The sequence below is a fragment of the Advenella sp. genome (genome assembly GCF_052108595.1).
In the GTDB taxonomy this organism is placed as follows: Bacteria; Pseudomonadota; Gammaproteobacteria; order Burkholderiales; family Burkholderiaceae_B; genus Advenella.
Genome location: NZ_JBQEAU010000060.1, coordinates 1 through 25862 on the forward strand (window position 1 = coordinate 1; position 25862 = coordinate 25862).

The window sequence follows — 25862 nt, forward strand, 5'->3', positions numbered from 1 at the left end:
TGCCAACGGGAAACAAGATCGATAGCGCCTCTTTACTGATGGCGTTTATTTGCGCGGCAGTCGAATTGCTGCTGATGATGTCGGTGAGTGGTTTTGGATTTGCAGACGGCCTGTTACTGCGCCTGCCAGTTGTTGCTTTGTTGATGACGGTCAAATGGGCGCTAAGCCTGGCCACCTGGGTATGTATTTTTCAGGCAATCCTGTCCTGGATAAACCCCATGCAGCCGGTAATGCCGGTGCTCAATACGCTGCTGGCCCCGCTGCTCGATCCCATCCGCCGCTTTATGCCCCGCACGGGAATGATCGATTTTTCACCGCTGGTGCTGATTCTTATTCTGCAAGTATTGCAAATCGCGCTTGCCAGCCTAATGCCTTTTTAAGACCCAGTCGGCCAATATATGCACTGCCAGCCCGGTTATACTGGGCTGGCATTTTTTTATCAGCGCGTGCTCACGGGCAGTTGCAGGCCATAGGCCGTATCCAGCAGGCTCGAAATCTCATCCCTTGATGGACTGTGGTTCTGCGGCCCCTGGGAGGCAATTTTGATGGCGCCCATGATACTACCCAGTTTGCAGGCGTCTTCAAATGACCAGCCCAGAGTCAGCCCATACAGCAAACCGCCCCGGTGCGCGTCGCCACACCCGGTGGGGTCGTTGACGGCGACCGCCTTGCAAGGCGCGATGGCGCGCTGGCTGCCGTTTTCGTACAGCGTCGCCCCTTCGGCACCGCGTGTCACAATGATCGCCCGCAACCCATCAGCCAGCTCATCGACAGACTTTTCCATGCGCTGCTCAACCACGGATGCCTCGTAGTCGTTGAAGGTCCAGACATCTGCCAGTGCATGCATGTCTTCCAGGTCCTGGCGATCAAACAGGGGCATGGCCTGGCCCAGGTCGAAAATAAACGGAACCTTTGCCGCCTGCATGGCGCGGGCATGCTTGAACATCCCGTCCTTGGCATCTGGCGCAACAATACCCCAGGCCGCAGACTCGCCGCTTACATCATTTTCAGTGGAGCGCGTCATGGCGCCAGGGTGGAACGCCGCGATCTGGTTACCATCCAGATCGGTGGTGATATGGCATTGCGGCGTAAACATATCATCCAGCACACGCACCAGACGGGTATCGATACCCTGGCTGCTCATGCGCGCCAGATAATCACTTGCATCGGGCCCTACCGTTGCCACAGGCACCGGATTGCCGCCCAGCAACCTGAGGTTATAGGCAATGTTGCCCGCGCAACCGCCAAATTCTTTGCGCATCGTGGGTACAAAGAAGGACACGCTCAATGACTTGATATTGCCCGGCAGGATATGATCCTTGAAATGACCTTCGAAGGTCGTGATGGTGTCAAATGCCACCGAACCGCAAATAAGAACTGCATTATTCATTGAAAAACCTTCAGGGATAAAACAAACTCAATTCGAAACCGGCCACATCTGTACGACTGACCTGTACAGGTAAATTAATGGCAATTTCGTCATTTGGCTGGAAAGCGCGCTTTTGCGCTTCGGGCAACAGATACTCTTGCGGTTTGATGATGCGGCGGGCAGAAACGGATTCGGACGCATCCTTCAGGCTCAGCACCAGCGACGGCAACGGCTGGGCGATCGTATCGTTGTTTTTGATGACGGCATGCAGACTGAATGCCCGGGTTTCGGGCGTAGCCGACGGCGTGCTCACCTGACGCAAGGCCGGCTTCATAATGGCCAGATGCCGTACGGAGCGCGTATAGCCGACCTGACAACCAACAAAACTGCACAACTGTACGAGCTTGGGTCGCAAGGTTGGCGCCACACTGACAATCTGGTTGCGAAACACAATGGCGCCCTGGGCGAACAGAACAATCAGGGCAAACAACACGGCTAGAAACCAGATCAGGCCACTGCCGCTGCTGCGCTCGGGATCATCGTACTCAGTGTCGCGCTGAACGCGTCGGCGATACTGGCCTTCCACATGAACCTGGGGCGCTGGCCCCCGTTTATCCTGATAATATGCGCCGCTGCCCGACAGGCTTGGCGCGCCCACCACAAAACGCTCGCCAGCCCCCCGGTCGGTGTCCTGCGCCCGGCCTGTTCGCGGGGCGGGCCCGTCATCCTCAAGGCCCTCATCATCCTCATCGTCCAGCATCGGCTCAGTCGCCTGACCCGCGTGCGGGCCTGCTGCAGCTTCATGATATCGCCCCGTCGACACGGCGGGACGTCCCGGGCGATCGCCGGCGCGCGCAGGAGTATGGTATACCGACCCTGGCTCATGACGGACAGAGAATGCATCGTCGTGCGCCTTGTCAGCTCGCAATACCGGAAAATCAGGCTCTTCTTGCACTGCGTGATCGAAAGCATTGAAAACGGTGGAGCAAACGCCGCAACGCACCTTGCCGTTACGCACATTCAACTGCGCCGGCGTCACATCAAAGCTGGTACTGCAATCTGGACAACGCGTTTTCATACAAGTCTCTCAGGTCTGCTTGCGGGTGCCGGCCAGGCATACCCATCCCTCATGGCTGCGCCAGACCGACATGTCGATCCATGGCGCATAGGCAGCGGCAACCTCTTGCGCCTGGCGCTCCAGGACACCCGACAGAATAAGCCGGCCCGCCGGCGCCACGCGGCCACACAACATGGGCGCAAGTACTTTCAACGGATTTGACAGAATATTGGCCACCACGATATCAAAGGTTCCGGCCTGCAGCCCATCGGGCAGACATGCTTTAACCTGTACCCTGTTGTTCTGCGCATTGTACTCAGTAGACTGTACCGCCTGCTCATCAATGTCGACGCCGACAACATCACGGGCGCCGAGTTTGGCTGCAATGATGGCAAGAATACCGGAACCACAACCGTAATCGAGCACCGTTTGCTGGCTCTGCAGATTGACCGCGAGCCACTGCGCACATAAATGTGTGGTTGGATGACTGCCGGTGCCAAATGCCAGCCCGGGATCCAATTCGATCAGAATGGGGTGGCCCTGCCCGTCGGCGTTGGGCACCTCGGGATTTTCACGATGCCAGCTGGGCACGATCCAGATCTGATCGGTAATGCTAATGGGCGCAAACTGCGATTGCGTCAGCCTCACCCAATCGGTGTCGGCGACTTCACGCACGACAGCCGAGCCGGCATAGTCTTCGCCGCTTTGCTGCGCCAGCGCTTGCAGCAAAGTTTCGAGCGCGATGTCATCGGGCAAAAGCGCAACAACACGATTGTGATTCCAGGCCTGGACATCGGGCTCGCCGCCGGGTTCTCCGAAAAGCGGCGTTTCGCGCTCGGTGCCCGAGTCGGCGTCCTCGACAGACACCGACAGCACGCCGAGTTCGAGCAATATGTCCGACAGCGCTTCCGCCCGGTCTTCCGAGCATGATAAAACAAGTTCCCGCATGGCCTATCCTCTTGCGTCGTTGCAAAAAAAGGTCCGAAGACCTTTTCTGCTGACACGATTATTTTGCTCGTTGTTCGAGTTTGTGTTCCAGATAATGGATACTGGTTCCACCCTCGACAAAACGTGCATCGGTCATGAGTTCGCGATGCAGTGCAATGTTGGTTTGAATACCTTCCACGACCATTTCAGACAGGGCCAGGTTCATGCGGGCGATGGCCTGATCACGCGTATCGCCGAAAGTAATGAGTTTGGCGATCATGGAATCATAATTTGGGGGTACCCGATAGCCATTGAACACATGTGAATCGATGCGAACACCTGGTCCGCCGGGCACATGCCAGTTGGTGATCAGGCCGGGCGACGGCATGAAGGTATAGGGATCTTCGGCATTGATACGGCACTCGATGGCATGCCCTTTAAAGGTAATGTCACGCTGGCGCAGCTTGAACGGCTCGCCTGCAGCAATAAAGATCTGCTGCTGGACCAGATCGATGCCGGTGATGCATTCGGTCACAGTGTGCTCAACCTGAATGCGGGTATTCATTTCAATGAAATAGAATTCGTCGTTTTCGTATAAGAATTCGAAGGTGCCCGCACCACGGTAACCCATTTTGCGGCAGGCTTCGGCGCAGCGCTCGCCAATGCGTTCGATCAGCTTGCGCGGAATGCCGGGCGCCGGCGCCTCTTCAATTACTTTCTGGTGGCGACGCTGCATTGAGCAATCGCGCTCACCCAGCCAGACAGCGTCTTTCTTGCCATCGGCAAGGATCTGGATCTCAACGTGCCGTGGATTTTCAAGATACTTCTCCATGTACACTTCGGGATTATTGAATGCTGCCTGTGCTTCTGCCTTGGTCAGATTCACAGCGCTCACCAGGGCGGCTTCGGTGTGAACCACGCGCATGCCGCGTCCGCCACCACCACCGGCTGCCTTGATGATGACCGGATAGCCCACCTTGCGGGCCGTTTCCAGCAGGACGGCCGGGTCGTCGGGCAATGCGCCTTCGGAGCCAGGCACTACCGGTACGCCGGCAGCGATCATGGCCTGCTTGGCACTGACCTTGTCACCCATGATGCGAATGGTTTCGGGACGAGGGCCAATGAACACAAAACCGGAGCGCTCAACGCGTTCGGCGAAATCCGCATTTTCTGCCAGGAAACCATAGCCCGGGTGGATCGCCTCGGCATCGGTGACTTCTGCAGCAGAAATAATGGCCGGCATATGCAGATAACTCTGCTGAGCCGGCGCTGGGCCGATACATACCGACTCATCGGCCAGGCGTACATATTTGGCATCGCGGTCGGCTTCAGAATGCACGACCACCGTTTTGATACCCAATTCGCGGCAGGCGCGCTGGATACGCAGGGCAATTTCACCCCGGTTTGCAATCAGGATTTTTTCAAACATACTCACGCAATCACGAAAAGTGGTTGGCCAAACTCAACGGGTTCGCCATTCTCAACCAGAATTTCCCGGATTACACCGGATTTGTCCGCTTCGATTTCATTGAGCAGTTTCATGGCTTCAATAATGCACAGCGCATCGCCTTCGGCAACCGTGGCGCCCACTTCAACAAATGGGGGCGAACTTGGGTTGGGCGCCCGATAAAAAGTGCCAACCATAGGAGACTTGACAATGTGGCCGGTGGGTGCTGCCGGTGCAGCAGGCGCGGCGGCGGGAGCCGCGGCAGCTGCAGGAGCCGGCTGTGGCTGGGCCGGGGCTACCGGTTGCAGCGTCTGGGAGAACTTGACAATGCGGACCTTGCCTTCACCTTCGGTGATTTCAAGTTCTGCGATGCCTGATTCGGCAACCAGATCTATTAACGTTTTCAGTTTTCTGAGATCCATATTAATTCCATGCTTCGAGTTGATTGTCAGACAGACGCCGTTTTCCGGGCCTGTTTTAAATGATGTTTTATCGCGTATTGCAAGGCGGCCATATAACCATCGGCACCAAGCCCGCAGATGACCCCAACCGCCTTGTCTGCCAGATAGGAGTGATGCCGGAAGGATTCGCGCTGATGTACATTGGAAATATGTACCTCTATGAATGGAATGGCTACGGCGCCAAGGGCATCGCGCAAGGCGACACTGGTGTGCGTATACGCTGCAGCATTGATGACGATGAACGCGGTATTGTTACGCGCAGACTGGATTTTTTCGACCAGCTCGCCTTCATGGTTGCTCTGGAAACATTCGCATTGCACGCCGGCTTCGCTTGCAGCAAGCATTAATGCGTCATGAATGTCCTGCAGTGTCTGCCGACCGTAGACATCCGGTTCGCGCGTACCCAGCAGATTCAGATTAGGACCATTGAGAACCAGTACCTTTTGCGTCATTGAGCGCCAGTCTATAAGCAAATAAACTCGTATTTAACGGCAATTTCACGCTTTTGTCTATTAAAATCTACCAATCCGCAGGTCTGGCGCCGACTCACGCATGCCTACGCGCGAACGCAGCCAGGCCTTCCATCTCTATTTCACCCAGGATCGTGGCCAGTGGATTGCCCTTACTATCGAGCACCAGTGTAAATGGCAGCCCTCCCTTGGGGTTGCCCAACTTGCGCATAAGACTGATTTTACCTGCCCCTGCCGTCAGTAAAGGGTAAGATACCGGCGTTTTACGTGCAAATGCTTCAATATTGGCGACAGTATCAAGCCCGATGCCCACGACATTGACCGACTGCTGTTTTTTATGCAGCGCGTCCAGCGCAGGCATTTCCCTGACACAGGGGGCGCACCATGAGGCCCAGAAATTGATAATGGTCAGTTGGCCGTCGATGGCATCCCGCAACGATACCGTCGTACCACCCAGATTGGGCAGCGACAGGCCCAGCAGTTCGTTGAGCGCCGCCTCGTCCACGGCCGACACGTCTTCATTCAGTTTCGCCTTGGCCCAGGCCGGTCGGGTCATTAACAAAAAGGGAAGGGCCACGCCTGCCCCAACTAACTGTCTACGATTCATTCTGTATTACCCATCATGTTTTAAACGTTGTATGAAAATAACAGCGTGCTCGGGCAGGAGCGGGGCCAGTGGCAGGTTCCGCTATCGGAAACAACGCATCCTGTAACAGCAACTGTATGACATACGTATTGCTAATTCTACCTACTGAGCGGTGCAATGGCCGCGATGTGGCTGATTCCGCTTAAAATACCGCTCAGGAGAAATTTATGCATTTACATATCTTGGGCATTTGTGGCACGTTTATGGGCGGTCTGGCCCTGATTGCGCGCGCGGCCGGGCACCAGGTCACGGGCTGCGATACTGGCGTGTACCCTCCCATGAGTACACAATTGCAGGAACAGGGTATCGAGCTGATCGAAGGGTTCGATGCCGCCCAGACAGGCATCAGGCCCGATCTTTTTGTGATCGGCAACGTTGTCACGCGTGGCAACCCCCTGATGGAAGCGATTCTTGACCAGGGGCTGCCGTATGTGTCCGGGCCCCAATGGCTGGGAGATCATGTCCTGCAGCACCAGCACGTGCTTGCCGTGGCAGGCACGCATGGCAAAACCACGACCAGCTCCATGCTGGCCTGGATCCTGCAGGATGCCGGCCTGCAACCCAACTTTCTGATTGGGGGCATTGCTACCAATTTGGGTATTTCAGCCCGTTACGACCAGGCGCAACGCTATTTTGTCATTGAGGCCGACGAATACGATACGGCTTTTTTCGACAAGCGTTCAAAATTTGTGCACTATCATGCCCGCACGGCGATCCTGAACAATCTTGAGTACGATCACGCCGACATCTTCCCTGATCTTGCCGCCATCGAAACGCAATTTCATCATTTGGTCAGGACCGTACCGCAAAGCGGTTGCATTATCTATCCGCCACAGGACCAGGCGCTCGCGCGGGTGATGCAGCGTGGCTGCTGGTCACAAGAGGATCAGTTCGGCCCCGGCGGGCGCTGGACCTTCGAAACGGACCAGGCCGACATGAGCAGGTTTACCGTCCTGTATGACGGCAAACCCCAAGGACAGGTCAGCTGGTCGCTCACGGGCGTGCACAATGCCAATAATGCGCTGTCTGCCATTGCTGCGGCCAGCCATGTGAATGTGCCGGTGGCCGCCGCCATTGCAGCGCTGTCGCGGTTTTCCGGCATCCGTCGCCGCATGGAGCTGCGCGGGACCGTCAATGGGATCCAGGTTTTTGACGATTTTGCCCATCACACCACCGCCATTGAGACCACCCTGGACGGCTTGCGCAAGCAGGTTGGACCGCGCCGCATTCTTGCCATACTCGAACCCCGCTCCAACACCATGAAACTGGGCACGATGGCCGCAAGATTGCCACAGGCCCTGGCCCTAGCCGACCGTATCTACTGTTTCGGCGCCAAAACCGGTAAACATGCGCTTGGCTGGGACCCGGCCGAAGTATTCGGCAACAGCACCGTACCCGCCCAGGGCTTCAACGACCTGGATCTGCTGGTTCAAGAGGTCAGCAAGCAGGCTCAGCCCGATGACGTGATTCTGGTCATGAGCAACGGCGGTTTTGGCGGCATCCACGAAAAACTGCTGCAAGCCCTGCAGCAGACAGCGACGCAAACGGTCTCATGATTCTCTATCTGCACGGGTTTCGTTCGTCTTCTCTTTCTGCCAAATCGCAGCAATTGCAGCAAGCGATGACTGCCGCTGGTCGCACCCATGAACTGGCCGCGCCCGATCTGCCGGATGATCCTCATGCCGCCATTGCATTGGCCATGGCACATGCAAAGCAGCTGTGCCCGTCCGGGAATATGCAAAATCTGACAGTGATCGGTTCTTCGCTTGGCGGCTACTATGCCACCTGGCTAAAGGAGGAATTGAACTGCAAGGCAGTCCTGATCAATCCGGCAATATACGCAGTACGTGACCTGTCCACCCAGCTAGGCCACACCACAAAATTTCATAGTGATGGGTCTTTTTCATTTACGGCGGCGTCCGTTCAGGCGCTGGCCAGCCTGTATCGGCCCGTTCTGACCGACATGCAACACTATTATCTGCTGGCCTGTACCGGAGACGAAGTGCTGGACTGGCAGGAAATGACCCAACGCTACGATGGCGCACGCCTCACACTGATACAGGGAGGGGATCACGCATTTTCCATGTTTGAACGCTATCTCCCTGCCATTCTCGATTTCACCGCCTCTAAGTAGGAACTCATATTCATGTACGTGGTTTTTGAAGACGACGGCAGCTTCAAGGCTGAAAAAATTCATTCCGAAGCCGATTCGACGCTACAGGTCGAGTCGGTCAGCGGTAAACGCAGCAAAATCAAGCGCAACGCAGTCATCTTTACCTTCGATGGTATTGAGCCACAAGCCATGCTCGAACAGGCACGGGCGATGGGCGAAGAGCTCGATCTGCAATTTCTGTGGGAATGCGCTCCGCAAGATGAATTTTCGGCCCAGGATCTGGCTCGCGATTATGTCGGACACGAACCGTCCATTACCGAAAAAACGGCGATTTTGCTGCGCCTGCATAGCGCGCCAGCCTACTTTCACCGCAAGGGCAAAGGTCATTACAAGGCAGCGCCTGCCGATATTTTGCAGGCGGCACTGGCTGCCCTGGAAAAGAAACAGCGTCAGGCCGAACAGCAGCAGGCCTGGACCGATGCCATGCTGGCCGGCACGCTGCCCGACGACTTGCGCGAAGCCGCCCGCACATTCCTGATTCGCCCGGACAAAAACACGCTGCAGTGGAAAGCCTTCGAGAAGGCGCTGACCGAAAGTGGCAAGACTGCTGAAACCCTGTTGCTGGAGCTGGGCGTATATCCGCATGCGCTAGCCGTGCATATGGAAAGATTTCTCAAACAGCACTTTCCCAAGGGAACGGCAGTGCCCGAGCTGGACATCCCGCCAATACCAGAGTTGCCGTCCGGCGACGTTGTGGCCTACTCCATTGATGACATCAGCACGACCGAGATTGACGATGCGCTGTCGGCGACACATATTGAAGGCGATCTGTACCGGATTGGCGTGCATATTGCTGCTCCGGCGCTGGTGGTCACGCGTGATTCGGACCTGGACAAACTGGCCCGCAGTCGCATGTCTACGCTATACATGCCGGGGGATAAGATTCCCATGCAAAGCGACACGCTGATCAGCATGTTCTCGCTGGATGCCGGCAAGCGGGTGCCTGCCCTGTCCCTGTACGTCACAGCCAATATCGCTACAGGTGAAATACAGGAAACTGTCACGCGCGCTGAAACCATCACGATTTGTGAAAACCTGCGTATCGACGATTTGGTGACGCAGGTTACCCGCGAAGCGCTCGAAGACCAGGCGGCTAGCCTGCCCTACGCCGAGTTATTCCGGCCACTATGGAAGCTGGGACAGCACCTGAAGGCTGCGCGCGAACAGATGCGCGGCAAACCGGAAAACAACAACCGCACGGAATACACGTTCCGCCTGCACGGGCCTGCCGATGATCCCGATTCGGTCATCGAGCTTATTCCGCGACAGCGCAATGCGCCGCTCGATCAAATCGTTGCCGAGTACATGATACTTGCCAACACGCAGTGGGGTGGATATCTCAACGAGCACGGCCTGCCCGGCGTGTATCGATCCCAACAGATGGGGCGCGCGCGCATGTCTACCCATCCATTGCCGCATGAATCTATCGGCGTTCCCCAGTATGCCTGGGCCACGTCGCCACTGCGCCGCTATGTCGATCTGGTGAACCAGCGCCAAATTCTTGCCGCCGCCGAACACGGCGTATCGGCACGCCTGGTGGCACCGTTCAAACCCAAAGACGCCGATCTGTACGCCATCATCGGCGCCTTCGACTCCCAGTACATGCTCTGGCACGAATTCCAGAACCGGCTGGAGCGCTATTGGTGTCTGCGCTGGCTGACCCAGCAGTCACGTACCAGGCTTCATGGCACCTTCATCCGCGACAATCTGGTTCGTCTCGAAGAAATCCCGCTTGTTATCGAAGTGAACGGGGTACCAGAGCTTGAACGCAATGATCGTATTGTCATTAATGTACGCGGCACCGATGAGCTGTCACTGCATATTGACGCCGAATATGCCGGGCTCGTGCAACCGGACGCAGAGGCAACTGCATCATGAACACACCACGCACATTCGCAGTTCTTGGCAACCCGATCAAACACAGCCTGTCGCCACGCCTGCACGCCCTGTTTGCCCTGCAGACCGGCCTGCAGATCGAGTACAGCAAGCAATGCGTAGAACCGGCGCATTTTAGCGATCACGTGAAGCAGTTCTTTGTCTCCGGCGGCTGTGGTCTGAACATTACGTTGCCTTTCAAGGAACAAGCCTACGCACTGGCCGAACCTCGTATCTCCGATCGCGCCAGGGCGGCCGGTTCGGCCAACACCCTGTGGCAGGAAAATGGCAACATACACGCCTGCAATACCGATGGCGTCGGGCTGGTCAATGACATGCTGCGCCAGCACATCACGCTGCGTGACAGTCGTATTCTATTGATCGGAGCCGGCGGGGCAACGCGCGGCGTCATGCCTGCGTTGTTGCAGGCCGGATGCGCACATCTGCACATTGTGAACCGTACTGAAGAAAAAGCCCATGCGTTGGCCGCACAGGCTACGGCGCTATCGGGCCCGCACGCACAGGTAACGGCCTCGGCATTTTCCTTGCTGCAGGGCACTTGGGACATTATCATAAATGCCACCGCCAGCAGCCTGTCGGGCCAGACATTGCCCCTGCCTGACAGCCTGTTTCGCGCCGACGCCGTGGCCTACGATATGCTCTATACCGCAGACGGCGACACGCCGTTTCTGCAGCAGGCGCGCAACGCCAGCGCCTGCTATACATCAGACGGCCTGGGCATGCTGGTCTACCAGGGCGCCGAGAGTTTTCGCATCTGGAACCAGATTGAGCCCGATGCTGCGTCGGCTCTCACTGCGCTGCGCATGGAACTGACGGGGTCGGTCTGATGCTCGAGGCAGTCGGACGCATCGCCAGCCAGATTGTTATCGGTATCGCCGAGCGCGTGCGCGCGCAGTCGATAGCTCGCTCAATGGTCGATCTTGTTGCCCTGCTGATTGCGGTCATTCTGCTGTATCAGATCTATCTGTTCGCCTGGGTACTCTGGTACAGCGTCTTCAATCCCGGCGGCAGTGCCTATATGCGCGAACAGGCCAGCCGTCTGGCGGCCCTGGATCGGCCAGTGAGCATTCAATATGAATGGACACCCTATGAGGCAATCAGTCCTGCCCTGAAAAAGGCGGTCATTGCCGCCGAGGACGCCCGCTTTACCGAACACTCCGGCGTTGAATGGGAGGCAATCCGCAAGGCCTGGCGCTATAACGAACGGCAGGAGCAAGCCGGCCGCAATCGCCGCCGCGGTGGCTCCACGCTCACGCAGCAACTTGCAAAGAACCTGTTTTTATCGGCCGATCGCACCTATATTCGCAAGGGCCAGGAACTGGTCATTACCTATATGATAGAAGCGATCATGTCCAAGCGGCGAATTCTGGAACTGTATTTGAATGTTGTGGAATACGGCAACGGCATCTTCGGCGCCCAGGCTGCTGCCCGCCACTATTTCAACGTGGATGCAGCGCGTCTGTCGACTTTTCAGGCCGCGCGCCTGGCAGCCATTCTGCCCAATCCAAGGGTCTATGGAAAGAACCTGCAATCGCGCTATGTGCAATCGCGCGGCCGGACAATTTCTGCCCGCATGCGCAGCGCAATCCTGCCTGAATAAAGCGGAACCGAGGCAGGCCGTCGACCGTCATCACCTAAACGCAATGACAGCATCCCCGGTTACCAACCAGTTACTTTATCGCACGGCAATCAACGCTAAAATACAGGAGAACGACATCGGGGATACGACCGATGCCCCAGACATGAGTGCTGGATCAACAGCATTTGCAAGGTCTGCAATAGGGCCTGCAAATTTATCGGCGAGAAGCTGTTATGCTGGAATCGACCTGCAAACAACAGTAAAATCAACGATTCTGAGGCCAGCCGCAACACTTTCCTGCGTCTGACTGGACACTAATAAGACACATGCGCACAGCAAGAAAATATATAGGGACAGAAATCTACCGCTCCACCGTGGCTGTACTGGTGGCGCTCGTGGGCCTGTTCACCTTTTTTGCCCTGATAGACGAACTGGACAGCATCAGCGATCAGTTTCCGCTGTTCTCGCTGTTGTATTTGCAGGTATTGCAATTGCCAACGCGTCTGTATGATCTGTTGCCCATCGGGCTGCTGATCGGGTCGGTGCTGGCGCTGGCCAGCCTGGCGCAGCGCAACGAACTGGTGATACTACGCGTTTCGGGTGTCAGCAGCATTTCGTTGCTGCTCATGCTCTGGACCATTACCATTCCGCTGATGCTAGGCGCATTCGTACTGTCGGAATTTGTTACGCCTCGTGCCGAACTCATGACCAGCGAAGCCAGCCTGAAGTACCTGGGCAAAGCCAGCGGCGGACAGATGAATTCGGGCCACTGGTTTCGCGAACCCGATGACCACGGCAATATCCGCACCATCAACATTGCACAACTTCGCGACCAGGGCAGCGTACAGGACATTCGCATCATCACGTACAACGCAGACGAGAGCCGGTTTATTTCTCTTGATCATGCAAAAACCGGACACTTCAGCCAGAACACCCTCACCCTGACCGATGTAGTACACATCACCAGCCTGATCGATGCCAAATCCGCCCTGGCCGACCCCAACAAGCCGGTCGCCGATGTTGCCAGGCGCACGGTGTTGCCAACGCTGGAACTGACAACGACGCTTACCCCCAATCGCCTGCTGGCCGGCCAGATGCAACCGGACCGCATGTCGACGATTTCGCTGCTTGATTACATTTCATACCTGGAAGAGAACAAGTTGCAGACAAACCGTCAGGTTGTGGCGTTGTGGCGCAAACTGAGCTATCCGTTCACGTTGCTGGTCATGATTACCATTGCCGCACCTATCGGATTCATGCAAACACGCAAGGGCGGTGTGGGCGGCAAGGTGTTTCTGGGCATTTTATTGGGCGTTGCATTCTATATGATCAACCAGCTTGCATTGAATGTGGGCATGTTGAAGAATCTGCCCCCCTGGTTTACCGCGCTTACGCCCAATACGATCGCGATGCTGATCGCCATGCTTGCGCTCTACCTCATGGAAGCCCGGCGGACCCCGCGCATGCAACGTGCACCACTGTCGGGGAAGGCTGCGACGTAATGAATATTTGGGCTATAGGAGATTTACAGGGTTGTTGTGGTGCGCTGGACGAACTGCTTGACCATCCATTGATTCAGGAAGATCCCGACTGCCGGCTCTGGTTTGCCGGCGACCTGATCAACCGCGGGCCGCAGTCGTTGCGTACGTTAAAGCGCATTATCAAGCTGGGCGATCGCGCCGTCAGCATTCTGGGCAACCATGATCTGCATATGCTTGCCGTCCATGCCGGCATACGCAATGAGAACAAATCAGACACATTCGACGCGATTCTCAAGGACAAGCATGTCAACGATTTGATTGACTGGCTGCGACATCGCCCGCTGGCCCATTACGAGGCAGGGCATTTGATGGTTCATGCCGGCGTCATGGCCAAATGGGATCTGGACAAGACCCTGGCGCTGGCCGAAGAGGCGCATCAGGCGCTGATCAGCGACAAATGGAAAAAGAACCTGCAAAAAATGTACGGAAATGAGCCCGTCCAGTGGAAGGACAAGCTATCGGGCGCAAAACGGCTGCGGGTGATTATCAACGCCTTTACCCGTATGCGACTGTGCACAATGCAGGGCGAAATGGATTTTGCATCCAAGGACGCGCCCGATGGCCATCCGGGGCTGGTGCCCTGGTTTGACGTGCCTGACCGAAAAACGGCCGATATCCCTATCATCTTCGGACATTGGTCAACACTGGGCCTGCTGATTCGCAAGAATCTGCTGGCCCTGGACACCGGCTGCGTGTGGGGCGGAAAACTGACCGCGCTGCGCCTGAGCGATCGCAAGCTCATCCAGATAGACTGCAAACAGCACGGCAAGCAATAAAGCATGCAAGCGGCAAATGCAGCGGTTCTGCCGGGACCGGCAGGGGCCTGACCCAACCCTGCCAGAGCCGACAGTAACCGTTCAGTCCTGAACCACCCTGGCCCGAATGGCGTCACGCACTTTTGCCGCCAACTCGGCGCGCCCCAGCTCCGATGGCTGACCATTTTGCGTGACCGCAGGCAGGCAATAAACTTCAACGCAGACGTGGCTTGCACTGAGCAGAACCCAGATATTGCCAATTAGAGTCTGGTCGCCGATAAAAGCCATTTTCCCGCTGCGCTGACCTTCATACCAAAACACCAATGCGACCGGTTGAATCGCCACATGGGCACGCATGGCGGGCTCGAACAGACTTGTGCTAAATGGCTTGACGTCCAGGCCATCGGAGGTCGTGCCCTCGGGAAACAAGCCAACGCAGATATTGCGCTCGAACAGCCTCTTCATATTGTCACTGACACGACCGATGGCCTGACGCTGCCCTCGTTCGATAAACACCGTGCCCACCCTGGCCACCAGCCAGCCGATCACCGGCCATCTGCGGATTTCCTGTTTGGCGATAAACGACGTCGCCCGCCAGCTGTTCAGAATAAAAATATCAATCCACGACACATGATTGGCAACCCACAAGACCGGGCCGCTCTTGATCGGTGTGCCATGACGCACCACTTTGACGCCACAAACCAGCATCAGGCAGCATGACCAGGCTTTGGTCACGGCATCTTGCACCGGCCGATTCATGAATGGCAAAGCGATAGCGGCCGTCAGCAGTCCCGAAAGTAACAGAAGAATCAGAAAGATCGCCCTGACAACAAACCGTAAATACGCGATCACACAGACTCCCACACGCTGCGACCACTGACCAGCGTCATGATAATTTTGCCAGGCAGTTCGTAACCGACAAAGGGCGTGTGCGCACTTTGGCTAAGCAACGTATCGCGCCCGACTGTCCAGGCAGCGTCGGCATCCGCAATGGCGATATCGGCCGGCGCGCCCACAGACAACGTACCGCAGCCCGGCAACGACGGTGCGCCCGCCTTCAGAATGGCGGCCGGCCCGGTGGTAATGAGTCCCAGCGCCTGTACCAGCGGCAGCTTTTCCTCCTGCGCCCATTTGACCACCAGCGAGAACAGCAACTCCACACCCGTGGCGCCTGCCTCGGCCTCGGCAAAGGGCATCAGCTTGCCATCGTCGTCCACCGGCGTATGATCCGAGCAGACGGCATCAATCGTTCCATCGGCAAGCCCGGCGCGAATCGCGTCGCGATCACGCTGGCCGCGCAAGGGCGGATCCAGCCGGTAATTGCTGTCGAAAAACCCGATATCCAGGTCTGTCAGGTGCAAATGATTGAGCGACACATCGCAGGTAACCGGCAGGCCCTGCGCCTTGGCCTGGCGCACCAGTGCAATCCCGGCCGCGCTCGACAGGCGGCATATATGCAGGCGCGTACCCGTAACTTTTTGCAATTCGAACAGGGTATGCAGCGCAATCGTTTCTGCCTGCTCAGGCACGCCGACCAGCCCCAGACGCGAGGCAAAGGGTCCGCTGGCCGCTACTCCCTTGGACAGGGATGCGTCCAGCGGCGTGAGCCACAAGGTATAGCCATAGGTTTTCGCATACTGCATGCTGCGCAGCAGGACTCCAGTATCGATCAGCGGCAGTGAAGCCTGGGAAAAGGCAATGCAACCGGCTTCGGTCAGCTCGGCCATTTCGGTAATGATTTTGCCTTCAAGGCGATTGGTCATTGCGCCCAAGGGATACAGATTAGCCTGATGCAACTGGCGGGCGCGGTGTTTAAGCATTTCGACCAGGCCAGGCTCATCCAGTGCAGGTTCGGTATCGGGCGACAACACCAGACTGGTCACCCCGCCGGCGAGCGCGGCCTGCATTTCCGACTCCAGCGTTGCCCGGTGTTCAAAGCCGGGTTCGCGCAGACGGACAGCAAGGTCAATCAGACCCGGAATCACCAGTTTACCGGTGGCATCGATGGTGCGTGCCGATTCAAATCCGTCCGGTTCCCGGCCCGTGCCGACTATGCGTCCGGCTGCGATATAAAGATTACCGGCCTGGTCCGTACCGGAAGCCGGGTCAAGCAGCCGGCCACCTTTAATTACTATTTTCACTGAGAAGCTCCAGCTACGATGCTCATGACTGCCATTCTGACAGCAATCCCGAACGTTACCTGATTAAGAATAACCGCCTGTGGTCCGTCCGCGACGGCAGAATCAATTTCAACCCCGCGATTCATGGGCCCCGGGTGCATGACAATGGCATCCGGTTTGGCATAGGCTAATTTTTCGTGGGTCAGCCCGTAATGCTTGAAATACTCCTGCGAAGACGGCAGCAACGCGCCCTTCATGCGCTCATTCTGCAAGCGCAGCACCATGATCACATCCACGTCCCGCAGGCCTTCGCGCATATCGGTAAATACCTTGACGCCCATTTGTTCAAGCCCGCCCGGCAGCAGTGTGAGCGGACCGATGGCGCGCACTTCGGCCGCGCCCAGCGTGGTGAGTGCGTGAATATCGGACCGCGCGACCCGGGAATGCAGAATATCGCCCACAATGGCGACCGTCAGCCCGGAAAAATCTTTCTTGAAATGGCGGATGGTGTACATATCCAGCAAGCCCTGCGTAGGATGCGCGTGGCGACCATCTCCGGCGTTAATGACGTGAATGTGCGGCTGCACGTGGCGCGCGATCAGATACGGTGCGCCGCTGGCTTCATGCCGCACGACAAAGATATCGGCCTGCATGGCCGTCAGATTGCTGATGGTATCGAGCAGCGACTCGCCTTTGGCGGTAGACGATACGTTGATATTCAGGTTATAGACATCGGCCGAGAGCCGCTTGGCAGCTATTTCAAATGTGGTACGGGTGCGGGTAGAATTTTCAAAAAACAGATTGAAGACGCTTTTGCCGCGCAGCAGCGGCACCTTTTTGATATCGCGTTCAGCCATGGGCACGAATGTCTGGGCCGTGTCCAGGATATGGGTCAGAATATCGCGCGGCAGCCCCTCGGTGGACAGCAGATGGGTCAGCTCGCCATGCCGGTTCAATTGCGGGTTAAACATGGCGGGGTTCCTCTTCCAGGGCCAGGGTAAAACGGGAGTCCTCATCAGCAGCCAGAACATAATTGCTGCCGCGTGGTAAAGGCAGCACGCCGCCGCAGATATCGGGCGCAATGGGCAGCTCGCGGCCCCCCCGGTCGATCAACACGCCAAGGCGAACCGAAGCCGGCCGGCCATAATCGTACAGCTCATTGAGCGCTGCCCGGATCGTGCGGCCGGTAAAGAGAATATCGTCGATCAGAAAAATGTGCGCGCCTTCGACCTCGAACGGCACGTGACTTGGCTGAGTTTGCGAATGCAGCCCAATGCGGCTGAAGTCGTCGCGATGCAGACTGGTATTGAGCGTGCCCGGCTGATTGGGCAGATTCAGATCGCCGCAGAGTCGCCGTGCCAGCCAGGCGCCCCCTGAATAAATACCTACTAGATATGTGTTGGCCGGGTCAGTGCCCCTTAGCTTTTCGCTCAGGGCGTTTTTCAGATGCGCGTAAAGTTCTTCGGCGCTGGGCAGGCTGCCTGTCATGGTTTTTCGATCCTGTTAGCAAAGGTGCCGTTATCAAAGATGCCGTTATTTTAAGCTATCCAGATAGCGTTGAAGAATAACTGCGGCCGCCACGGCATCATCTTCTTCGTTGTTGCCAAGAAGCGCCTGCGCTTCCATGCTGGAACCGCGTTCGTCTACCAGCTCGACCTGCAGGCCAAAACGGCCGTGCAACTGGTTGGCAAAGCGCCGGGCAAATTTTGAAGCAGGCTGTTCGTCGCCCGCGCTGGTTAGCGGCAGGCCGACCACCACCCTTTCGGGTTGCCATTCATACAGCAGCGCAGCAATACGGGCAAAGCGACCATCGCGCGTCACCTCGCGGATAATGCACAACGGGCGCGCCTGTCGCGTCAACGTATTACCCAGGGCCACGCCGGTTTTTTTCATGCCGGCATCAAACGCCAGCAGGGTTTCTTCAGGCATGTCCGGCATCACCGGACAAGGCTGCGGGTTCGATGCCAAGCAGCGCCAGTGCTGCCGTATAACGGTCAGCCGGTCGTTTGTTGAAAATGATATTGCGGTCTGCGCTGACATTGAGCCAGGTATTGGCGGCAATTTCCTGCTCCAGCTGACCCGCAGACCAGCCGGCATAACCCAGCGTAATAAAAATTTGCTGCGGACCTTCGCCCCGCGCCAGGTCTTCCAGCACGTCGCGCGAGGTTGTTAGCGCCATCTCGCCCAGCACGACACTGGAACGATAATGACCGGCCGGATGATGCAGGACGAAACCGCGATCAGTCTGGACAGGCCCGCCATAGAAAACGGTCTGCGCAGCCAGATCGGCATTGACTTCCAGTTCGAGCCGCTCCAGCAATTGCTCCACCGACAGGTCAGTAGGCCGGTTCAGCAACAGGCCCAGCGCACCGTCTTCGGAATGTTCACAAACATATACCACGCCACCTTCGAAAATATCGGATGTTTGAGAAGGCATGGCCATGAGGAACTGGTTCGCCATACTGACAAATTCAGATTCTTTTTTGTCTTCGTGTTCGGTCATGGTCCTTCCTTTTTGAGGATGCGCGTCAGATTTCCATCATTTCAAAGTCTTCCTTGCGCGCACCGCATTCAGGACAGACCCAGTTGGGGGGGACGTCTTCCCATTTGGTACCCGGCGCAATTCCTTCTTCAGGAACGCCGGTTTCCTCATCATAAACCCAACCACAAATTAAACACATCCAGGTACGCATAATACGGTTATTTCCTAACATTCAAATGTAACTTCACGAATCGGATGGAACCGGCCCATCGGGCTTGTTCCCGAAAACATGCTCGCGCACGCTTTAGTACCCATTTTAATTTAAAATGATACCTTTGGTCCGTTTTCCCAAAAACCGCGCCGTGCTTTTTTGTGCACCGGCAATTTTCACCGCTTTTGTTTTTCACTTAGTACGCCTCGTGTCCCCTGATCATGCCCCTGCAGTGCTGTTTTTCAACCATCTGGATCCAACCGGGCGCTCCGGGCTCGCTGGCGATGTCCTGACCGCCACGCAATTCGGTTGCCAGGCGGTCACCGCGCTGACCGCCATTATGGTGCAGGACACCGGCGTCATCGAGGAAATCCATCCCATTGCGGACGAAATCCTGGACAATCAGGCACGCTGCCTGCTCGAGGACATCCCGGTTCATGCCATCCGGGCCAGCGGCCTTTACAGCCCCGACCACGTCAGTGTAATTGCGCAAATCGCCGCCGACTATGACAGCGTCCCGCTGGTTCTGTATCTTGGGCCGCAATACGCGTCGGTCATCGAAGACAGCTCCGATGACGAGATCGAGGCCTTGCTGCAGGCAACTTGGGAAACCCTTATTCCACAGGCCAGTTGCGTTGTCGTCGACTGCAGCTACCTGAACTTATGGGCCCCGGAAGATGACCATGACGACGTGAACCCGATCCCGGTGGTGCTCGAAGCCATTCTGGCAGCAGGGGCAAAATCCTGCCTGGCGCTGTTTTGTCCTTCACCAGACGACGCCCATCAGCATGTCTTGCTCGAAGGCGGCGATCGCAGCCTTGCTTTTGGCTTTTTCCCGCTGGCCGGACAATCTGAAGCCGGCGATATGATCAGCGCTGCCCTGGCCTGCGAACTGACGCGAGGCCAGGCGATGACCCAAGCCTGCGAGCAGGCCATTACCTACGCCCACAAGGCGCTGGCCAACGGGCGCAAGCTGGGCATGAGCAAGCTGGTTGCGCAAAGGCTGCAGAAACCCTGATCCTCTGCCTGATACAGGCTTGCGGACAACCGCCAGCGCTTTCTCGCTATACTTCTATAGATATCTGCATCCCTTCAGGCATACCGCGCAATGACAGCAAAAACGTTTCCCTCCGGTCTATACGGCATTACGCCCGAATGGCATGACGCCGGGCGCCTGCAACAGGCCGTTGCACTGGCCTGCGAAGGCGGCATGCGGGTGCTGCAGTGGCGACAGAAAACCATGCCGCCCGAACAGTCGCGCGATATCGCTGCGTCGCTGCGGGCGATCTGTCGTGCGGCAGGCGTGTTGTTTATCGTCAATGATGACTGGCAGCTGGCACTGGAGCTGGATGCAGATGGCGTTCACTTAGGTAAAAACGATGCAGCCATCGCAACCGTTCGCGCACAGTTGCAACAACGGAACCAGGCGCCCTTGCTGATCGGCGTCTCCTGCTATGACAGCCTGGAGCTGGCCGGCACCGCCATGCAGGACCAGGCAGATTACATTGCCTTTGGTGCCCTTTTTCCTTCCATGGTCAAGCCCGACGCGGTCCATGCGCCCCTGTCGCTGTTTCAGGCAGTCAGAAAACCGCCGGGTGCGCAGCGCAAGCCGGCAATGGTCGGGATTGGCGGAATCAACAGGAAAAATGCCCATCTGGCGGTAGAAGCCGGCGCCGACAGTATCGCCGTCATCACCGGATTATTCGGTGAACCGGACATTCGCAGCGCCGCCGCCTACTATGCGTCGCTGTTTGACAAGCGCCCCTCGCCGTCGTCATGATTGACGTTTTCCTGCCCGGTCATGTCACCGCCCATGCCGCGCGCAACAAGCCCTGACACAACCGGCCACCTTTTCACTCATTTTTCAGATAAAGATTTCATTATGTCCCAGAACGAAGTTCTCTTTAAACGCGCCCTTCAATCCATTCCAGGTGGCGTCAACTCGCCGGTACGGGCGTTCCGCTCGGTAGGTGGCACGCCGCGCTTCATCAGCAAGGCAAAAGACGCTTATATATGGGATGCCGATGGCAAACAGTATATTGATTATCTGGGCTCGTGGGGCCCGGCCATTGTTGGCCATGCACATCCGGAAGTTGTTCAGGCGGTGCAGCGGGCCGCAGAATCAGGCCTGTCTTTCGGCGCGCCGACCGAGGCCGAGTCATTGCTGGCCGAAGCCATTATTTCGCGCATTCCTTCCATTGAAAAGGTCCGTCTGGTCAGCTCTGGTACCGAAGCGACCATGAGCGCCATTCGCCTGGCCCGCGGCGCCACCGGCCGTAATAAGATTATCAAATTTGAAGGCTGCTACCATGGTCATGCCGACAGCCTGCTGGTCAAGGCTGGCTCCGGACTGTTGACCTTTGGCAACCCGACATCTGCCGGCGTCCCTGCCGAATTTGTCGCCCATACGCTGGTGCTGGACTATAACGACCTGGACGCAGTCAAGGCTGCATTTGTCGAATTCGGCGCCGACATTGCCTGCATTATTGTGGAACCGATAGCCGGCAATATGAACCTGATCAAGCCGGCGGAAGGATTCCTGGCCGGCCTGCGCGCATTGTGCACGGAATATGGCGCACTGCTGATTTTCGACGAAGTCATGACCGGATTTCGTGCTGGCCCTCAGGGAGTACAAGGCCTGTCTGGCGTCACGCCCGATCTGACGACACTGGCCAAAGTCATTGGCGGGGGCATGCCGGTGGGCGCCTTCGGCGGTCGCACCGATATCATGGACCAGATTGCACCACTGGGACCTGTCTATCAGGCGGGCACCCTGTCGGGCAACCCAGTATCCGTCGCCGCCGGCCTTATTACACTTGAAATACTGTCGCGCCCCGGTTTCTACGAACACCTGCAGACACAATCGGCCAAACTGGTTGCCGGCCTGCAGGAAAAGGCCGCGGCCGCAGGCGTCGCATTCTGCGCCGACTCGGTCGGTGGCATGTTCGGCCTGTATTTCCGCGAAACCGTTCCCACCACTTTTGCGCAGGTGTCCGACGTCAACCATGACGCCTTCAAGGTCTTTTTCCACGGCATGCTGGACAATGGCGTTCATCTGGCGCCATCGGCCTTTGAAGCCGGTTTTGTCTCGGCCATGCATAGTGACGAGATTTTGGAAAAAACGCTGGACGCAGCCGCCCGCGCATTTTCACTGCTATAACAACAACCGGCACCAGATCGCATGTGCGCCCTGCGCCATCGATCCGGTGCCGCATCCCCGTCGCCGCCGCTTCCAAGTCTTGCGTCGGAAAAACGCCATTGCGGACCCTCGGAGATTTTTTTTCAGATATCCCGGTTTTCTCAATGTGAAATAAAAAAGACGCTACACTCAGGGTTATCCATAATATGTTAAAGGTGTTGAAGCTGTATGGCTGTAAACTTAAATATACCTGACGAATCAGCTATCTATCCGGTAGCAGGGGTTGAAATTGGCATTGCGCAAGCCGGGATCAAAAAGCCTGGCCGCGATGATCTCACATTATTCAAATTCACACCAGGTACCTCTGTAGCTGGCGTTTTCACCCGTAACCGTTTCAGAGCCGCCCCGGTGCAGATCTGCGAATCGCGCCTGGCCAAGGGCAATGCCATGCGGGCCCTGGTCATCAATACCGGCAATGCCAATGCCGGCACCGGTGCTGACGGCCTGGAACGTGCCTTTGAGACCTGTCGCGTGCTGTCCAAGGAACTGGGCCTGTTGGAAGAAGAAATCCTGCCATTTTCTACAGGGGTTATTCTTGAACCCCTTCCGGTAGACAAGATTACGGCAGCGTTGCCGCAATGCATTCGATCCCTGGACAAAAATGCCTGGCTCAAGGCAGCGCACAGTATCATGACCACCGATACGCTGCCCAAAATCTGCTCCAGGCAACTGACACTGGACGGGCGTAAAGTGAGCATTACCGGCATCAGCAAAGGCGCCGGCATGATCCGCCCAAATATGGCCACCATGCTGGGCTTTGTCGCAACCGATGCGGAAATTGCCCCGGCACTGCTCAAGGAGCTGGTCAAGGATATTGCCAACCGTTCTTTTAACCGTATTACGGTAGACGGCGACACCTCGACCAATGACTCATTTATCGTGATCGCCACCGGTCAAAGCGGCATACAGGTACAGGACGCCCAAAGTCCACATTACCAGACCATTAAGGCAGAGCTGATTGAAGTCGCCCGCGAGCTGGCACAAAAAATCGTGCGTGATGCCGAAGGCGCCACCAAATTCATCACCATCCAGGTGGAAGAGGCAGAAAGCAGCCAGACTGCGCTGAAAATTGCCTACGCGATCGCGCACTCCCCGCTGGTCAAAACCGCCTTCTACGCATCGGATCCGAACCTGGGTCGCATTCTGGCCGCCATTGGTTACGCCGGCGTCGATGATCTGAATGTGACCGCCCTGCGCCTGTGGCTTGACGATGTGCTGGTTGCCACCGGCGGCGGCCGCGATCCTGACTATCTAGAAGAAGATGGGCAGCGTGTCATGCAGCAGCCCGAGATTCTGGTGCGTGTAGCACTGGGCCGCGGCAATGTATCGGAAACGGTATACAGTTGCGACTTCTCGCATGAGTACATCAGCATCAACGCAGACTACCGTTCCTGAGATAAAACCCGGGCAGCGTAGCCAGGCCTGGCATGATCTTCACTGGCTGACGCATTCTCCGGATTTGCTGGCGCCAGCTGCAGATCTGCCACTGGCAAGCTGGCCGGCCACCGCGCTGCGCGAGATTGACCGCTGGCTGCAGCACCAAGGCAATGCGCCCGAGCCCCTCTCCAGCGACTTTGGCGCACACTACCGCCGGCTTGGGCTCTATGCCGAAGCCCTGCTGCGTATCGCGCTGCAGCAGGCCGGCAGCATTGAACTGCTGGCGCACCGCACACCCATCCATATCACCGTTTCCCAGGCTCTTGGCGCTGCCCGGCAAACCGTTGGCGAGCTGGACTATATCTGGCGCGACCGCCATAACAATCAGGTGTGGCACTGGGAATTGGCCGTCAAGTATTATCTTTATGTGCCGCAGGCTAGCCGGACCCAGGACGCCGACCGGTTCGTCGGCCTGCAACAGCGCGATACGCTGGCTCGCAAAACCACAAAATTGCGCGATCGACAGTTGCCGCTGTCCGCAATGCCACAGGTTACCCAGCAATTGGGCGTGCTAGTCGACGCCGCCGCAGCGTATGTCAAGGGCTGGCTGTTCTACCCCTTGCGGGGCGAGCGCTGGGATGATTATGTCCTTGCCGAACCTGCCACCCGGGCGATGCTCAATCCTCTGCACCCAAGGGGCTGGTGGCTGACGCAAGCCGATTTTGCGCAGCGCCTCACACGCGAGACCCGCGCAGGCGGGACCGGTATTGTGCGCTGGCGCATTCTATCGCGCATGCAATGGCTGTCTCCGCAACAGATCGATGTCGCCGACACGCTTGAGGCCACGGCACTTCTGGCACAACTTGAAGCCTGGTTCTGTTCCGTCGCTGCAGCAACAGGCCCGAGGCCAGGACTGTTGATCGTGGCATTGGCCCCGTCGGGCGTCGCAGCACCGGTCAGCGACACCGGCGTACCGGTAAAGGCTGCAGCAGGACCGGAGTTCGCCGCGCCCGGGGCCGGGCACCTGCTGCAGGAATCTTTCGGCCGGGCGTACACAGAAGTACACCGTGGTTTTGTGGTTGCCAATGATTGGGTCGACGCAGTATTGTGATCGCGTCGCGGGCTGGCATCTGTCGGCAAAAATACCACATTTTGTGCCGGCCTACCCCCTCGCCGGCTGACTTTATTGGAACAAGCGATTGATTCTTTTGACTTTTTATTGGTTTTCGCAGTAGAATAACGGGCTTAGCGTTGAAATATGCTAATTCCAAATTTATTTTTAGAGGTTAACCCATATGTACGCGGTCATAAAAACCGGAGGCAAGCAGTATCGTGTTGCCGAAGGTCAAAAACTCAAGGTAGAACAGATACCGGCAGACATCGGGCAAGAAATCTCGCTAGACCAAGTTTTGTCAGTAGGCGAAGGTGAAACACTCAAAGTGGGTGCACCCCTGGTCGAAGGCGCTGTGGTTAAAGCCAAAGTTCTTGCACATGGACGTCACGACAAGGTGAAAATTTTCAAAATGCGCCGTCGCAAGCATTATCAGCGGCACCAAGGCCATCGCCAGAATTACACCCAGATCGTCATCGAAGCAATCACTGCTTGATCCGTTCGTTAACAGCACAACAGGAGCTTAAACATGGCACAGAAAAAGGGCGGCGGCTCGACCCGCAACGGCCGCGACTCGGAATCCAAACGACTGGGCGTAAAAGCCTTTGGCGGTGAAGTTATTCCAGCCGGTTCAATTATTGTTCGTCAGCGTGGCACACGTTTTCACCCGGGAACCAATGTTGGTATCGGTAAAGACCACACTCTGTACGCACTGGTAGACGGCAGTGTTTCCTTTTCACATAAAGGCGCACTCAACAAGCATACTGTTTCCGTCACAAAGGTAGACTAAACCTTTCCCCGGACATCATGCAGTGCCGTTCACTTGTCGCCAGGTGAACGGCATTTTTTATTCCGCAACGCGCTCTGATATGCTCAGACCTGCCCGCGTGAATGATAATAAAGCACTTACACGGCGACTCCATTTATTACAGGCCACAGGAATCCATCATGAAATTCGTTGACGAAGCGACGATCGAAGTCATTGCCGGCAAGGGCGGCAACGGGGCGGCGAGTTTTCGTCGCGAAAAATTCATCCCCAAG

General features: G+C 56.8%; 30 protein-coding genes. 16 read left to right on the top strand and 14 right to left on the bottom strand.

Annotated elements, in window-relative coordinates; translation table 11 throughout:
• Positions 1 to 380: YggT family protein (locus tag ACTIKR_RS11925; RefSeq protein ID WP_442327942.1), on the top strand; the 380-nt coding region annotated here is incomplete at its 5' end.
• 59 nt (positions 381 to 439) lie between these two features.
• Here ACTIKR_RS11925 and ACTIKR_RS11930 read toward each other — a convergent pair.
• The 7 genes from ACTIKR_RS11930 to ACTIKR_RS11960 all read right to left on the bottom strand — a co-directional run bounded on the left by ACTIKR_RS11930 (position 440) and on the right by ACTIKR_RS11960 (position 6338).
• A complete protein-coding gene (locus tag ACTIKR_RS11930) occupies positions 440 to 1390 on the bottom strand; it encodes a carbohydrate kinase family protein (RefSeq protein ID WP_193090480.1) in 951 nt (316 codons plus the stop codon).
• Between the two features lie 10 nt (positions 1391 to 1400).
• Positions 1401 to 2447 (bottom strand): DUF3426 domain-containing protein, encoded by a 1047-nt coding sequence (locus tag ACTIKR_RS11935; protein ID WP_442327943.1) that lies wholly within the window; start codon positions 2445 to 2447, stop codon positions 1401 to 1403.
• A gap of 9 nt (positions 2448 to 2456) precedes the next feature.
• Positions 2457 to 3374 carry a 50S ribosomal protein L11 methyltransferase gene (gene prmA / locus ACTIKR_RS11940; protein ID WP_193090482.1) on the bottom strand — a complete coding sequence of 306 codons (918 nt, stop codon included), beginning with the start codon at positions 3372 to 3374 and terminating at the stop codon, positions 2457 to 2459.
• A 58-nt stretch (positions 3375 to 3432) separates the two neighbouring features.
• The gene (accC, locus tag ACTIKR_RS11945; protein ID WP_442327944.1) at positions 3433 to 4782 is read right to left on the bottom strand and encodes an acetyl-CoA carboxylase biotin carboxylase subunit; all 1350 of its coding nucleotides are present in this window, start codon (positions 4780 to 4782) and stop codon (positions 3433 to 3435) included.
• A 2-nt stretch (positions 4783 to 4784) separates the two neighbouring features.
• Positions 4785 to 5222, bottom strand: a complete 438-nt coding sequence (accB, locus tag ACTIKR_RS11950; protein WP_193090484.1) for an acetyl-CoA carboxylase biotin carboxyl carrier protein — start codon at positions 5220 to 5222, stop codon at positions 4785 to 4787.
• A 26-nt stretch (positions 5223 to 5248) separates the two neighbouring features.
• Positions 5249 to 5713 (bottom strand): type II 3-dehydroquinate dehydratase, encoded by a 465-nt coding sequence (gene aroQ / locus ACTIKR_RS11955; protein ID WP_128395822.1) that lies wholly within the window; start codon positions 5711 to 5713, stop codon positions 5249 to 5251.
• Between the two features lie 94 nt (positions 5714 to 5807).
• Positions 5808 to 6338: a TlpA family protein disulfide reductase gene (locus ACTIKR_RS11960; protein ID WP_193090485.1), complete on the bottom strand. Its 531-nt coding sequence runs from the start codon at positions 6336 to 6338 to the stop codon at positions 5808 to 5810.
• 206 nt (positions 6339 to 6544) lie between these two features.
• Between ACTIKR_RS11960 and mpl the strand changes: the two genes are divergently transcribed.
• The 7 genes from mpl (at position 6545) to ACTIKR_RS11995 (ending at position 14342) form a co-directional block, all read left to right on the top strand.
• Positions 6545 to 7933, top strand: a complete 1389-nt coding sequence (gene mpl, locus ACTIKR_RS11965) for a UDP-N-acetylmuramate:L-alanyl-gamma-D-glutamyl-meso-diaminopimelate ligase (protein ID WP_442327945.1) — start codon at positions 6545 to 6547, stop codon at positions 7931 to 7933.
• Positions 7930 to 8511 (top strand): YqiA/YcfP family alpha/beta fold hydrolase, encoded by a 582-nt coding sequence (locus ACTIKR_RS11970; protein WP_442327946.1) that lies wholly within the window; start codon positions 7930 to 7932, stop codon positions 8509 to 8511. Before mpl ends, ACTIKR_RS11970 begins: the two co-directional genes overlap by 4 nt.
• Before the next feature lie 12 nt (positions 8512 to 8523).
• Complete coding sequence (locus ACTIKR_RS11975; protein WP_442327947.1) at positions 8524 to 10428, top strand: ribonuclease catalytic domain-containing protein; 1905 nt, start codon at positions 8524 to 8526, stop codon at positions 10426 to 10428.
• Entirely contained in the window at positions 10425 to 11273 is an 849-nt protein-coding gene (gene aroE, locus ACTIKR_RS11980) for a shikimate dehydrogenase (RefSeq protein ID WP_193090489.1), read from the top strand. The genes ACTIKR_RS11975 and aroE overlap by 4 nt, the downstream gene beginning before the upstream one ends.
• An 83-nt stretch (positions 11274 to 11356) precedes the next feature.
• The gene (gene mtgA / locus ACTIKR_RS11985) at positions 11357 to 12046 is read left to right on the top strand and encodes a monofunctional biosynthetic peptidoglycan transglycosylase (protein WP_193090512.1); all 690 of its coding nucleotides are present in this window, start codon (positions 11357 to 11359) and stop codon (positions 12044 to 12046) included.
• 305 nt (positions 12047 to 12351) lie between these two features.
• Positions 12352 to 13527 carry an LPS export ABC transporter permease LptG gene (gene lptG / locus ACTIKR_RS11990; protein ID WP_193090490.1) on the top strand — a complete coding sequence of 392 codons (1176 nt, stop codon included), beginning with the start codon at positions 12352 to 12354 and terminating at the stop codon, positions 13525 to 13527.
• The gene (locus ACTIKR_RS11995) at positions 13527 to 14342 is read left to right on the top strand and encodes a symmetrical bis(5'-nucleosyl)-tetraphosphatase (RefSeq protein ID WP_193090491.1); all 816 of its coding nucleotides are present in this window, start codon (positions 13527 to 13529) and stop codon (positions 14340 to 14342) included. Before lptG ends, ACTIKR_RS11995 begins: the two co-directional genes overlap by 1 nt.
• 81 nt (positions 14343 to 14423) lie before the next feature.
• Here ACTIKR_RS11995 and ACTIKR_RS12000 read toward each other — a convergent pair whose 3' ends face one another.
• The 7 genes from ACTIKR_RS12000 to ACTIKR_RS12030 are packed head-to-tail and all read right to left on the bottom strand — an operon-like array spanning position 14424 to position 19134.
• A complete protein-coding gene (locus ACTIKR_RS12000; protein ID WP_370540263.1) occupies positions 14424 to 15173 on the bottom strand; it encodes a lysophospholipid acyltransferase family protein in 750 nt (249 codons plus the stop codon).
• Positions 15170 to 16462, bottom strand: a complete 1293-nt coding sequence (locus ACTIKR_RS12005; protein WP_442327948.1) for a dihydroorotase — start codon at positions 16460 to 16462, stop codon at positions 15170 to 15172. The genes ACTIKR_RS12000 and ACTIKR_RS12005 overlap by 4 nt, the downstream gene beginning before the upstream one ends.
• Positions 16459 to 17412, bottom strand: a complete 954-nt coding sequence (locus tag ACTIKR_RS12010; RefSeq protein WP_193090493.1) for an aspartate carbamoyltransferase catalytic subunit — start codon at positions 17410 to 17412, stop codon at positions 16459 to 16461. Before ACTIKR_RS12010 ends, ACTIKR_RS12005 begins: the two co-directional genes overlap by 4 nt.
• Positions 17405 to 17929, bottom strand: coding sequence for a bifunctional pyr operon transcriptional regulator/uracil phosphoribosyltransferase PyrR (gene pyrR / locus ACTIKR_RS12015; RefSeq protein ID WP_193090494.1), 525 nt, complete (start codon positions 17927 to 17929; stop codon positions 17405 to 17407). Before pyrR ends, ACTIKR_RS12010 begins: the two co-directional genes overlap by 8 nt.
• A 45-nt stretch (positions 17930 to 17974) precedes the next feature.
• Entirely contained in the window at positions 17975 to 18370 is a 396-nt protein-coding gene (ruvX, locus tag ACTIKR_RS12020) for a Holliday junction resolvase RuvX (protein WP_193090495.1), read from the bottom strand.
• Entirely contained in the window at positions 18363 to 18944 is a 582-nt protein-coding gene (locus ACTIKR_RS12025) for a YqgE/AlgH family protein (RefSeq protein ID WP_193090496.1), read from the bottom strand. The genes ruvX and ACTIKR_RS12025 overlap by 8 nt, the downstream gene beginning before the upstream one ends.
• Before the next feature lie 25 nt (positions 18945 to 18969).
• Entirely contained in the window at positions 18970 to 19134 is a 165-nt protein-coding gene (locus ACTIKR_RS12030) for a rubredoxin (protein ID WP_014749785.1), read from the bottom strand.
• A gap of 208 nt (positions 19135 to 19342) precedes the next feature.
• Here ACTIKR_RS12030 and thiD point away from each other — a divergent pair, with 208 nt between their 5' ends.
• From thiD to ACTIKR_RS12070, 8 genes are all read left to right on the top strand, one after another.
• Positions 19343 to 20152 carry a bifunctional hydroxymethylpyrimidine kinase/phosphomethylpyrimidine kinase gene (gene thiD, locus ACTIKR_RS12035; RefSeq protein WP_193090497.1) on the top strand — a complete coding sequence of 270 codons (810 nt, stop codon included), beginning with the start codon at positions 19343 to 19345 and terminating at the stop codon, positions 20150 to 20152.
• 90 nt (positions 20153 to 20242) lie between these two features.
• A complete protein-coding gene (thiE, locus tag ACTIKR_RS12040) occupies positions 20243 to 20914 on the top strand; it encodes a thiamine phosphate synthase (RefSeq protein WP_442327949.1) in 672 nt (223 codons plus the stop codon).
• A gap of 102 nt (positions 20915 to 21016) precedes the next feature.
• A complete protein-coding gene (gene hemL, locus ACTIKR_RS12045; protein ID WP_442327950.1) occupies positions 21017 to 22294 on the top strand; it encodes a glutamate-1-semialdehyde 2,1-aminomutase in 1278 nt (425 codons plus the stop codon).
• A 207-nt stretch (positions 22295 to 22501) separates the two neighbouring features.
• A complete protein-coding gene (argJ, locus tag ACTIKR_RS12050) occupies positions 22502 to 23728 on the top strand; it encodes a bifunctional glutamate N-acetyltransferase/amino-acid acetyltransferase ArgJ (RefSeq protein WP_193090500.1) in 1227 nt (408 codons plus the stop codon).
• Positions 23691 to 24821: a DUF1853 family protein gene (locus tag ACTIKR_RS12055; protein WP_193090501.1), complete on the top strand. Its 1131-nt coding sequence runs from the start codon at positions 23691 to 23693 to the stop codon at positions 24819 to 24821. The genes argJ and ACTIKR_RS12055 overlap by 38 nt, the downstream gene beginning before the upstream one ends.
• Positions 24822 to 25005: 184 nt before the next feature.
• The gene (gene rplU, locus ACTIKR_RS12060) at positions 25006 to 25317 is read left to right on the top strand and encodes a 50S ribosomal protein L21 (protein ID WP_025373688.1); all 312 of its coding nucleotides are present in this window, start codon (positions 25006 to 25008) and stop codon (positions 25315 to 25317) included.
• Between the two features lie 33 nt (positions 25318 to 25350).
• The gene (rpmA, locus tag ACTIKR_RS12065; protein ID WP_014749778.1) at positions 25351 to 25611 is read left to right on the top strand and encodes a 50S ribosomal protein L27; all 261 of its coding nucleotides are present in this window, start codon (positions 25351 to 25353) and stop codon (positions 25609 to 25611) included.
• Positions 25612 to 25769: 158 nt separating this feature from the next.
• On the top strand, positions 25770 to 25862 hold a 93-nt coding region (locus tag ACTIKR_RS12070; protein WP_442327951.1), incomplete at its 3' end, for a hypothetical protein.

Coding starts and splice junctions, on each gene's coding strand:
- ACTIKR_RS11975 (WP_442327947.1), top strand. CDS start 8,524: ATGTACGTGGTTTTTGAAGACGACGGCAGCTTCAAGGCTGAAAAAATT.
- pyrR (WP_193090494.1), bottom strand. CDS start 17,929: ATGACAGGCAGCCTGCCCAGCGCCGAAGAACTTTACGCGCATCTGAAA.
- thiE (WP_442327949.1), top strand. CDS start 20,243: ATGACAGCAAAAACGTTTCCCTCCGGTCTATACGGCATTACGCCCGAA.
- ruvX (WP_193090495.1), bottom strand. CDS start 18,370: ATGCCTGAAGAAACCCTGCTGGCGTTTGATGCCGGCATGAAAAAAACC.
- argJ (WP_193090500.1), top strand. CDS start 22,502: ATGGCTGTAAACTTAAATATACCTGACGAATCAGCTATCTATCCGGTA.
- ACTIKR_RS12025 (WP_193090496.1), bottom strand. CDS start 18,944: ATGACCGAACACGAAGACAAAAAAGAATCTGAATTTGTCAGTATGGCG.
- mtgA (WP_193090512.1), top strand. CDS start 11,357: ATGGTCGATCTTGTTGCCCTGCTGATTGCGGTCATTCTGCTGTATCAG.
- accC (WP_442327944.1), bottom strand. CDS start 4,782: ATGTTTGAAAAAATCCTGATTGCAAACCGGGGTGAAATTGCCCTGCGT.
- aroE (WP_193090489.1), top strand. CDS start 10,425: ATGAACACACCACGCACATTCGCAGTTCTTGGCAACCCGATCAAACAC.
- ACTIKR_RS11970 (WP_442327946.1), top strand. CDS start 7,930: ATGATTCTCTATCTGCACGGGTTTCGTTCGTCTTCTCTTTCTGCCAAA.
- ACTIKR_RS12010 (WP_193090493.1), bottom strand. CDS start 17,412: ATGTTTAACCCGCAATTGAACCGGCATGGCGAGCTGACCCATCTGCTG.
- ACTIKR_RS11960 (WP_193090485.1), bottom strand. CDS start 6,338: ATGAATCGTAGACAGTTAGTTGGGGCAGGCGTGGCCCTTCCCTTTTTG.
- accB (WP_193090484.1), bottom strand. CDS start 5,222: ATGGATCTCAGAAAACTGAAAACGTTAATAGATCTGGTTGCCGAATCA.
- ACTIKR_RS11935 (WP_442327943.1), bottom strand. CDS start 2,447: ATGAAAACGCGTTGTCCAGATTGCAGTACCAGCTTTGATGTGACGCCG.
- mpl (WP_442327945.1), top strand. CDS start 6,545: ATGCATTTACATATCTTGGGCATTTGTGGCACGTTTATGGGCGGTCTG.
- lptG (WP_193090490.1), top strand. CDS start 12,352: ATGCGCACAGCAAGAAAATATATAGGGACAGAAATCTACCGCTCCACC.
- hemL (WP_442327950.1), top strand. CDS start 21,017: ATGTCCCAGAACGAAGTTCTCTTTAAACGCGCCCTTCAATCCATTCCA.
- rpmA (WP_014749778.1), top strand. CDS start 25,351: ATGGCACAGAAAAAGGGCGGCGGCTCGACCCGCAACGGCCGCGACTCG.
- ACTIKR_RS11930 (WP_193090480.1), bottom strand. CDS start 1,390: ATGAATAATGCAGTTCTTATTTGCGGTTCGGTGGCATTTGACACCATC.
- ACTIKR_RS12030 (WP_014749785.1), bottom strand. CDS start 19,134: ATGCGTACCTGGATGTGTTTAATTTGTGGTTGGGTTTATGATGAGGAA.
- rplU (WP_025373688.1), top strand. CDS start 25,006: ATGTACGCGGTCATAAAAACCGGAGGCAAGCAGTATCGTGTTGCCGAA.
- prmA (WP_193090482.1), bottom strand. CDS start 3,374: ATGCGGGAACTTGTTTTATCATGCTCGGAAGACCGGGCGGAAGCGCTG.
- ACTIKR_RS12055 (WP_193090501.1), top strand. CDS start 23,691: ATGAGTACATCAGCATCAACGCAGACTACCGTTCCTGAGATAAAACCC.
- aroQ (WP_128395822.1), bottom strand. CDS start 5,713: ATGACGCAAAAGGTACTGGTTCTCAATGGTCCTAATCTGAATCTGCTG.
- ACTIKR_RS11995 (WP_193090491.1), top strand. CDS start 13,527: ATGAATATTTGGGCTATAGGAGATTTACAGGGTTGTTGTGGTGCGCTG.